Raw genomic sequence first — 8,140 nt, 5'->3', positions numbered from 1 at the left:
GGGGGCTCGCAGTGACGAAGTCTCTGCTCAAGGTCCGTGTGCGGTATCGGGCCGGATACGGGGGGCTCGCGATGACGGTACTCTTTCATGATTTGGGGCGGCGCTGCGGATTCATTCAGTTAGCGCAGGTCGAGGGGGATGGCCGGGTGGCTGATTTCCCTGAGTGGCATGGCGGCATTATCCAGCTGCAGGCAGCGGCTGCCTTCAAACGCCAAACAACTGGCCGAGCGCGGCATTGGTGATGGCCAGCACGCAGGGGTGGCTGATGCGCCGCTCGATCGACACCGCGTAAAACTCTTCCACCAGTTCGGCGGTGTGGCCGATCACCTGCACGCCAAACTGCGTGCAGGTCTCAACCTCGAGCACGCGCGGGACCATGAAAACGCCCTGGCCCTCGCGGCCGAAGGCTTTCATCAACGCAGCGTCGTCAAACTCGCCCACCACCACGGGCGCAATTTGATGCTTGGCAAACCATGCTTCGAGCTGCCGACGCACCGAGACCGTGGCGCCCGGCACCAGCATGGGCACGCCATCCAGACAGGCGGGAAACTTGCCTGACAGGCGTGGCAACAAGGCGGGCGCGGCAAAAAAGCTCATCACGCTCCTACCCAGCGCGTGGCTGAAGGCCTTGACGCTGACGCGCCTGGGCATGGGCTCGTCGGCAATCACCAGGTCAAGCCGGTGCAGGGCCAGTTGGGCCAGCAGGTCGTCAAACTTGCCTTCGCTGCACAGCAGCTTGACCGGCTCATGGATCGAAAAAGCGGGCTCCAGCAGCCGGTAGGCGATGGACTTTGACAGGGAATCGGCCACGCCCACCCTGAAATCAAGCCGTCTCTGGGCACCGCGCACCTGGCGCAGGCTGCTTTCGAGTTCGCTGCCCAGGCTGAAAATCTGGTCGGCATAGCCCAGCGCCAGGCGGCCGTGCTCGGTGAGTTCGAGTCCGCGGCCGCTCTTGCGAAACAGCTTGTGCCCGAGCCAGTCTTCAAGCAGCTTGATCTGGCCCGACAGCGTTTGCGGTGTGGTATGCAGCTGCTCCCCGGCGCGCATGATGCCGCCGGCACGGGCGGTAACCCAAAAATAATAAAGATGCTTGAAATTCATGTTATTGACCCCATTTGTTTGGTCTATTATTCATTTTTTACGAAGTGAACTTGTCGATTATTCGAATTTACACGAAGTGATTGGAACCTTATAGTTTGCGCTGTGTCTGAATCTGTGACACTGACAGGAGGAATTTATATGCGACTAAGTACCAAAGGCCGTTTTGCGGTTACCGCGATGATCGATGTGGCGCTGCGTGAAAAGCTCGGCCCCGTGCCACTGTCTGACATTGCCTCGCGGCAGCAAATTTCGCTGTCGTACCTCGAGCAAATGTTCAGCAAACTGCGCCAGCAGGGTCTGGTAACCAGCACGCGTGGGCCGGGTGGCGGCTACACCTTGGGGCACCGCGCCGACGCCATCACCGTGGCTGACATCATCGGCGCCGTGGAAGACGAGGCGCCCGCCAAAGGCAGCACCGAAACGGTTTCAACAACCCCCGACATGGCGCAAGACCTGTGGGACACCATGAACGCCAAAGTGCTCGACTTCATGCAGTCGGTCACGCTGCGCAGCCTGGTGCTTGACCAGCTCGCCAAGGGGGTCAAGATTGAACAAAAGCCCGCGCCCAATCGCGGTGTGTTCAAGAAACCAATGCACCAGTCGGTGCGCACCAACGCGCCCAACTCGGTGTTTGCGCTGGGCCAGTCATTGCTGGCCCGCGGCTGAAAAAAAAGTGTGAAGCCCACCGATAAGCCGGATTCTGTGCACAGAAGTTGCCCTCTGTGTGACTGCCATTAGTCTGGGCCACGCATCACTGCGTGGCTCGGTGCTACCTACCCGCACACTCCGGGGGCCCCATCAACGTGTGCCTATTTGGTATTGCTGCGCGTAGAGATTGCCCGTTTCACCCATTGCAGGCAGAGCCTGCAATGGGTGGCTGTGCGCTCCCGGTTGCCCGGGGGCTGGCTCATCGCCAGCCTGCACGCATAGAACACCCGAAACAGGATACCTGCGCCGACTCGTCTCTGTTGCTCTGATCCTCACCTTATACCCAGGGCTTGCGCTCAGGGCTTTCAGTGGACAGCTGTTAGCTGCTACGCTGCCCTATGCAGTCCGGACGTTCCTCCAGTGCTCTGTTTCCAGAATTGCACCAGCGGCAGTCTGGCGGGCTTCACAGGTGCATTATCGCGGCATCACAGCGTTTGCAACCCGGGGCGTCTAAGCTTATGCCAAAAACAATAGATCAAGTGGTTCAAAATGACGGCTCAATCAATTCGAGGAGCACCGCATGAAAGCCGACAACGTCCTGCAAACCATTGGCAACACGCCGCACATCCGCATCAACCGCCTGTTTGGCGACACGCACCAGGTGTGGATCAAGTCCGAGCGGGGCAACCCCGGCGGCTCCATCAAGGACCGCATCGCGCTGGCCATGGTCGAGGCGGCTGAAAAATCGGGCGCACTCCAGCCCGGCGCCACCATCATCGAACCCACCTCGGGCAACACCGGCGTGGGTTTGGCACTGGTGGCCGCGGTCAAGGGCTACAAGCTGATTCTGGTGATGCCCGACAGCATGAGCATCGAGCGGCGTCGGCTGATGCTGGCCTATGGCGCCAGCTTCGATCTGACGCCGCGCGAAAAAGGCATGAAGGGCGCGATTGCCCGGGCCGAAGAACTGGTGGCCGCCACACCGGGAAGCTGGATGCCGCAGCAGTTCGAAAACCCGGCCAACATCGACGTCCATGTGCGCACCACGGCGCAGGAAATTCTGGCCGACTTTCCCGACGGCATCGACGTGATGATCACCGGCGTGGGCACCGGCGGCCACCTGACCGGCGTGGCGCAGGTGTTGAAAGCCAAATGGCCCAAGCTCAAAGTGTTTGCGGTCGAGCCCGTGCTCTCGCCTGTGATTTCGGGCGGCACGCCCGGCCCGCACCCGATCCAGGGCATTGGCGCCGGCTTCATCCCGAAAAACCTGCACACCGATCTGATCGATGGCGTGATCCAGGTCGATGCCGAACCGGCCCGAGAGTACGCCCGCCGCAGCGCCTGCGAAGAAGGTCTGTTGGTGGGCATTTCCAGCGGCGCCACACTGGCCGCCATGGCGCAAAAGCTGCCCGAGCTGCCTGCCGGCGCCAAGGTGCTGGGCTTTAACTACGACACTGGCGAGCGTTATTTGTCGGTCGAAGGTTTTCTGCCGACTTGAGTCAGACTGCGCAGTGCCCCACGAAATGGATCAACAAAAAGCATAAAAACACGATGATTCGGACCCAACCTCCAGAATTTCGTATTTTTATGCCTGAGATCGGTCCACGCCAGCGCCTCCATGCCCACGGCGGTCAGGGATCTCAAACTCGATTTTCTCCATGTCGGGCACGCTGGAGCACACTCGCACCCGATGGCAGAGCACATTCACGCACTCGCCCTGGCAGATGTACTCACACTGAAATCTGCTTGAGAAAAGCAAGCAGCAACTCTCTGCCAGCATTTGATACAAAATGATGCATTAATTGATGCAAGAGAAAATGATGCGCACCACTTTGACGATTGACGAGCAGCTCTATGCCAAAGCGGTCGCTTTGGCGCCACCTGGCATCGAAAAATCGGAATTGATCAGGGAATGCGGCAAGGCCTTCATTCAGCGACAAACGGCTCGCCGTTTGGCTGATCTTGGGGCATTGCACCCGATATTGAATTGGTGCCGCGCCGCCGCGAAGAGGCCGCCACCTCATGAACGTGCTGGTTGACTCGTCCGTATGGGTGCGCCACTTCAAACAGAGAAACGACCAGCTTGTCACTTTGTTGCAAAACGGCGTGGTCGTATGTCACCCCTATGTCGTGATGGAAATTGCTTGCAGCACACCACCCAATCGACGCGCCATCATTGACATGTTGGGTGAACTCGAAAGTGTGACCCTCGCCACCACGGGTGAACTTCTGGCCATGCTGGAGCACCATCGGCTCTATGGCCGTGGTTGCGGGCTGGTGGACTTGAGTTTGATTGCGTCCGTCTTCCTCACTGACAAGGCGCTACTTCGGACCTTTGACAAGCTGCTGGCGCAAGTTGCGAAAGAGCTCAACAAAGCCTATTGCCCCCAGTTGCAGTCCTGAGGATTCAAGCTGAATTCCTCAGTTGACCGCTTGAAAACTTCGATAATGCAATGCAATGATCCGACTCTCCGAACTCAAGCTCGCGCTTGACCACACGCCCGAGCACCTCAACGCGCTGATCTTGCAAAGGCTGGCGCTCCAGTCGGCGGATCTGACCGAGTGGCACATTTTCAAACGCAGTTTTGATGCCCGCCAGGCGCAGGTGCGGGTGGTCTATATCGTCGATGCCACGCTGGCAAAACCAGAGCGAGAAGCGGCCTTGCTGGCACAGCACGCGGGCAACCCGCACATCGTGCCAACACCCGACATGGCCTACCGGCTGGTGGCGCAGGCCCCGACTGACCTGGCGCTGCGACCGGTGGTGGTGGGCTTTGGCCCGTGCGGCATTTTTGCGGCGCTCATTTTGGCGCACATGGGTTTCAAGCCGATCGTACTGGAGCGCGGCAAAAAAGTGCGTGAACGCACCCGGGACACCTGGGGTCTGTGGCGCAAACACGTGCTCAACCCCGAAAGCAACGTGCAGTTCGGCGAAGGCGGTGCCGGCACGTTTTCCGACGGCAAGCTGTGGAGCCAGATCAAGGACCCGCGCCATCTGGGGCGCAAGGTGATGCAAGAATTTGTCAAGGCCGGCGCGCCGCCCGAGATTCTGGTGGAGTCACACCCACACATCGGCACCTTCAAGCTGGTCAAGGTGGTGGAAAACCTGCGTGCCCAGATCATCGCGCTGAGCGGCGAGATTCGTTTTGAGCAGCGGGTGACCGACGTGCTGATTGAAGACGGCGCGCAAGGCCGCCAGCTGCGGGGCTTGAGCGTGCTCGACCAGGCCACCGGGCAAACGTATGAGCTGCGCGCCGACCAGGTGGTGCTGGCGCTGGGCCACAGTTCGCGCGACACTTTTGCCATGCTGCATGAGCGCGGCGTGTCGGTGGATGCCAAGCCGTTTTCGGTGGGTTTTCGCATCGAGCACCCGCAAAGCGTGATCGACCGCGCGCGCTGGGGCCGCCACGCCGGGCACCCCAGCCTGGGCGCGGCCGACTACAAGTTGGTGCACCATGCCAGCAATGGCCGCGCGGTGTACAGCTTTTGCATGTGCCCGGGCGGCACCGTGGTGGCAGCCACCAGCGAGCCCGGCCGCGTGGTGACCAACGGCATGAGCCAGTATTCGCGCAACGAACGCAATGCCAATGCGGGCATGGTGGTTAGCATCGAGCCTGCCGACTTCGCCCAGGACGAAGCGGCTTTTGTGCAGGCCTTTGGCCCTGTCGCTGGCCCACGTTACGCCGAAGAATCCGAACGATTGAAAGCTGTCAACCCCAGCGCCACCCACCCGCTGGCGGGCATCAACCTGCAGCGCCGACTCGAATCCGGCGCTTATGTGCTGGGCGGCAGCAACTACGAGGCGCCGGGGCAGCTGGTGGCTGACTTCATCGAGGGCAAGGCATCGACCACGCTCGGTGCGGTGCTGCCGTCCTACCAGCCCGGCGTGAAGCTGGGCGACCTGCATCCTGCCCTGCCGCACTACGCCATTGCCGCGCTGCGCGAGGCGCTGCCGGCCTTTGGCCGCAAGATCAAGGGCTTCGACATGCCGGACGCGGTGTTGACCGGGGTGGAAACCCGCACCTCGTCACCGCTACGCATGCCGCGCGGCGATGACTTTCAAAGTGTCAATACCCGGGGCCTGTACCCGGCGGGTGAAGGCGCGGGTTATGCAGGCGGGATTTTGTCGGCCGGGGTGGACGGCATCAAGGCGGCCGAGGCGCTGGCGCGCAACGTCAACTCGCGCGCTTGAACAAGGCCAGCAGCGAGCCGGCCAGCACAAACAGGTTGCCAAAAATGCGCTTCATGGCGCAAATGTGCGACGGCTCCTTCAAGGCGCCCAGCACCCGGGAAGCCAGCGCCGTGTAGCCGGCCATGACACCATGTCGGTAAAGGCCAGCGTGGCACCGATGATGAGGTATTGCGCCAGCAGCGGCTGGCTCAGGTTGATGAACTGCGGCACCACCGCCAGCAGGAACACCGTGCCCTTGGGGTTGATCACATTGATCATCCAGGCCTTGAGGATCAACGTGCGCCGGCTGATCACCTCGCCGGTGTCCGACAGCGCCACCATGGGCCGCGTCGGCGCGCGCCACTGTGCAATGCCCAGCCACACCAGATAGGCCACGCCCAGCCACTTGACCACCGTGAAGGCGGTGGCGGAGGCAGAAATCAGCGCACCCAGACCGACCCCCAAAATCAACAGCTGCGTCCAAATGCCCAGCACCAGGCCAAAAACAGTGACGTAGCCATACCTGAAGCCATGGTTCAGCCCGGCGCTCATGGACGCAATCGGCGGTCACAACACGGTTCGCAATGACGAGGTTTTTTGACATCAAGGCGCCCGTCAAATAGGCACTTGATGTGGGGGAATTAAGCGCTCCCCGACTTGATTTCCGCGGTTTCGCCACTACCATTCGCTCACTGGAACGGGGATTCCGTTTGATTGAGTGAAAAGGAAATCATGAAACGCATTTTGTTGTTTGTTTTGACCAATGTGATGGTGGTGGCTGTGCTCGGCACGGTGGCCAGTCTGCTGGGCGTGAATCGCTATCTGACGGCCAGTGGCCTGGACCTCGGCGCCTTGTTGGGTTTCGCGCTGGTGATCGGCTTTGGCGGCGCCATCATTTCGCTCCTGATCAGCAAGCCCATGGCCAAGTGGACCGCGGGCGTGCGCATCATCAACCAGCCCGCCAACGTCGATGAAGCCTGGATCGTCGAGACCGTGCGCAAGCTCGCCGCCCAAGCCGGCATCGGCATGCCCGAGGTCGGTATTTTTGAGGGCGCGCCCAACGCCTTTGCCACCGGGGCCTTCAAAAACTCGGCGCTGGTGGCGGTCAGCACCGGTTTGCTTTCCGGCATGAAGCATGAGGAAATCGAGGCCGTGATTGCCCACGAGGTGGCCCACGTCGCCAACGGCGACATGGTCACCATGACGCTGATCCAAGGCGTGATGAACACCTTTGTGGTGTTTCTGAGCCGCGTCATCGCGTATGCCATCGACAGCTTTTTGAACAAGGGCAACGAACGCTCCAGCGGCCCCGGCATTGGCTACATGGTGACCACCATTGTGCTGGATATCGTGCTCGGTTTCGCCGCCGCCATGGTGGTGGCCTGGTTCAGCCGCCACCGCGAGTTCCGCGCTGACGCCGGTGCCGCCCAACTGATGGGACGGCGCCAGCCCATGATCAACGCGCTGGCCCGCCTGGGCGGCATGCAGCCCGGCGAACTGCCCAAGAGTGTGGCCGCTTTCGGCATCACCGGCGGCATCGGCAAGCTGTTCGCGACCCACCCGCCGATCGAAGACCGCATTGCCGCGCTGCAAAACGCGCAAGGCTGAACGCTAAACTCGGCGCATGGAACTCGCCACCTGGCTCACTTTTTTCGCCGCCTCCTGGGCCATCAGCATTTCGCCCGGCCCGGGCTGTGCCCGCCGACCCGAATATGCCGAATTTCAGCCGGTTTCAAAATGCTGACCAATTTTTTTCAAAAAGCATAGCAAGCAGGTGGGCTTTGGTTGGGCAGTGGTTGGCGCAGCGCTGCAATCAAAGCTCGATTTGATCCTTGGCGCGGTAGCTTTTGCCCTCAATGACCACTGTCTGCGCATGGTGTAGCAGACGATCCACAGAGTGTGATCACCCAATTCGATCGACTGATGCTCAAGAACGGTGATGGACAAAACTGCCAACGGGTAAAGTAAAACAGCACCGGTATTGCTATGGGTGCCGTTGAGGCTGGTGGGGGGGCTAAAGATCAGAACAGCTTACCGTTGCTGTCAGCTCGCCAAGACTCATCGATAGTGCCAATGTGAGAGCCATTCAAATTGCGTCTGGCTTTGTCGCGTTGAGCGTAATGGCGGCAAGCCACAGCGTCATACTTCGCCATGAAGTTTTCTGACAGCGCCTCCAAAAACGCCAGCACCTGGGCTGCGGCCTTGGGCGACAACGTGTGG

The 8,140-nt window shown here is 60.6% G+C and carries 11 protein-coding genes and 1 other RNA gene; 7 read left to right on the top strand and 5 right to left on the bottom strand.

From position 1 onward, the window contains the following. A partial coding sequence (locus IBX54_RS09960) for a hypothetical protein (RefSeq protein ID WP_296542504.1) occupies positions 1–242 on the top strand: 242 nt, incomplete at its 5' end. On the opposite strand, the gene nhaR is transcribed toward IBX54_RS09960, so the two are convergent. Further along, complete coding sequence (gene nhaR / locus IBX54_RS09955; RefSeq protein WP_296542503.1) at positions 205–1,101, bottom strand: transcriptional activator NhaR; 897 nt, start codon at positions 1,099–1,101, stop codon at positions 205–207. The genes IBX54_RS09960 and nhaR overlap by 38 nt on opposite strands. A gap of 138 nt (positions 1,102–1,239) precedes the next feature. On the opposite strand from nhaR, the gene IBX54_RS09950 reads away from it, so the two are divergent. Continuing rightward, a complete protein-coding gene (locus tag IBX54_RS09950; protein WP_296542502.1) occupies positions 1,240–1,767 on the top strand; it encodes an Rrf2 family transcriptional regulator in 528 nt (175 codons plus the stop codon). Positions 1,768–1,774: 7 nt separating this feature from the next. Here IBX54_RS09950 and rnpB read toward each other — a convergent pair. After that, an RNA gene (gene rnpB / locus IBX54_RS09945) (RNase P RNA component class A) lies at positions 1,775–2,214 on the bottom strand. 115 nt (positions 2,215–2,329) lie between these two features. Here rnpB and cysK point away from each other — a divergent pair. The 4 genes from cysK (at position 2,330) to IBX54_RS09925 (ending at position 5,941) form a co-directional block, all read left to right on the top strand. Next, positions 2,330–3,247 carry a cysteine synthase A gene (cysK, locus tag IBX54_RS09940; RefSeq protein WP_296542501.1) on the top strand — a complete coding sequence of 306 codons (918 nt, stop codon included), beginning with the start codon at positions 2,330–2,332 and terminating at the stop codon, positions 3,245–3,247. Positions 3,248–3,554: 307 nt separating this feature from the next. Further along, positions 3,555–3,788, top strand: a complete 234-nt coding sequence (locus IBX54_RS09935) for a type II toxin-antitoxin system VapB family antitoxin (RefSeq protein ID WP_367141827.1) — start codon at positions 3,555–3,557, stop codon at positions 3,786–3,788. After that, complete coding sequence (locus IBX54_RS09930; protein ID WP_296542500.1) at positions 3,772–4,152, top strand: PIN domain-containing protein; 381 nt, start codon at positions 3,772–3,774, stop codon at positions 4,150–4,152. Before IBX54_RS09935 ends, IBX54_RS09930 begins: the two co-directional genes overlap by 17 nt. A gap of 55 nt (positions 4,153–4,207) precedes the next feature. Continuing rightward, positions 4,208–5,941, top strand: a complete 1,734-nt coding sequence (locus IBX54_RS09925) for an NAD(P)/FAD-dependent oxidoreductase (protein WP_296542499.1) — start codon at positions 4,208–4,210, stop codon at positions 5,939–5,941. Here the strand turns inward: IBX54_RS09925 and IBX54_RS09920 are convergent. Next, positions 5,925–6,065 carry a hypothetical protein gene (locus IBX54_RS09920; RefSeq protein WP_296542498.1) on the bottom strand — a complete coding sequence of 47 codons (141 nt, stop codon included), beginning with the start codon at positions 6,063–6,065 and terminating at the stop codon, positions 5,925–5,927. The two genes, IBX54_RS09925 and IBX54_RS09920, sit on opposite strands and share 17 nt — an antisense overlap. Continuing rightward, positions 6,020–6,472: a LysE family transporter gene (locus IBX54_RS09915; protein WP_296542497.1), complete on the bottom strand. Its 453-nt coding sequence runs from the start codon at positions 6,470–6,472 to the stop codon at positions 6,020–6,022. The genes IBX54_RS09920 and IBX54_RS09915 overlap by 46 nt, the downstream gene beginning before the upstream one ends. Before the next feature lie 180 nt (positions 6,473–6,652). Between IBX54_RS09915 and htpX the strand changes: the two genes are divergently transcribed. Then, positions 6,653–7,528 carry a protease HtpX gene (gene htpX / locus IBX54_RS09910; protein WP_296542496.1) on the top strand — a complete coding sequence of 292 codons (876 nt, stop codon included), beginning with the start codon at positions 6,653–6,655 and terminating at the stop codon, positions 7,526–7,528. A 413-nt stretch (positions 7,529–7,941) separates the two neighbouring features. On the opposite strand, the gene IBX54_RS09905 is transcribed toward htpX, so the two are convergent. Further along, on the bottom strand, positions 7,942–8,140 hold a 199-nt coding region (locus IBX54_RS09905), incomplete at its 5' end, for a hypothetical protein (RefSeq protein WP_296542495.1).

It is taken from the genome of Rhodoferax sp. (genome assembly GCF_014859475.1).
GTDB lineage: Bacteria > Pseudomonadota > Gammaproteobacteria > Burkholderiales > Burkholderiaceae_C > Rhodoferax.
This window is presented reverse-complemented; position numbering and strand designations above follow the sequence as displayed.

Bases quoted from the DNA above. Each gene is read 5' to 3' on its own strand.
- IBX54_RS09930 (WP_296542500.1), top strand. From the start codon at position 3,772: ATGAACGTGCTGGTTGACTCGTCCGTATGGGTGCGCCACTTCAAACAG.
- IBX54_RS09915 (WP_296542497.1), bottom strand. From the start codon at position 6,472: ATGAGCGCCGGGCTGAACCATGGCTTCAGGTATGGCTACGTCACTGTT.
- IBX54_RS09935 (WP_367141827.1), top strand. From the start codon at position 3,555: ATGCAAGAGAAAATGATGCGCACCACTTTGACGATTGACGAGCAGCTC.
- htpX (WP_296542496.1), top strand. From the start codon at position 6,653: ATGAAACGCATTTTGTTGTTTGTTTTGACCAATGTGATGGTGGTGGCT.
- IBX54_RS09925 (WP_296542499.1), top strand. From the start codon at position 4,208: ATGATCCGACTCTCCGAACTCAAGCTCGCGCTTGACCACACGCCCGAG.
- IBX54_RS09920 (WP_296542498.1), bottom strand. From the start codon at position 6,065: ATGGCCGGCTACACGGCGCTGGCTTCCCGGGTGCTGGGCGCCTTGAAG.
- IBX54_RS09950 (WP_296542502.1), top strand. From the start codon at position 1,240: ATGCGACTAAGTACCAAAGGCCGTTTTGCGGTTACCGCGATGATCGAT.
- nhaR (WP_296542503.1), bottom strand. From the start codon at position 1,101: ATGAATTTCAAGCATCTTTATTATTTTTGGGTTACCGCCCGTGCCGGC.
- cysK (WP_296542501.1), top strand. From the start codon at position 2,330: ATGAAAGCCGACAACGTCCTGCAAACCATTGGCAACACGCCGCACATC.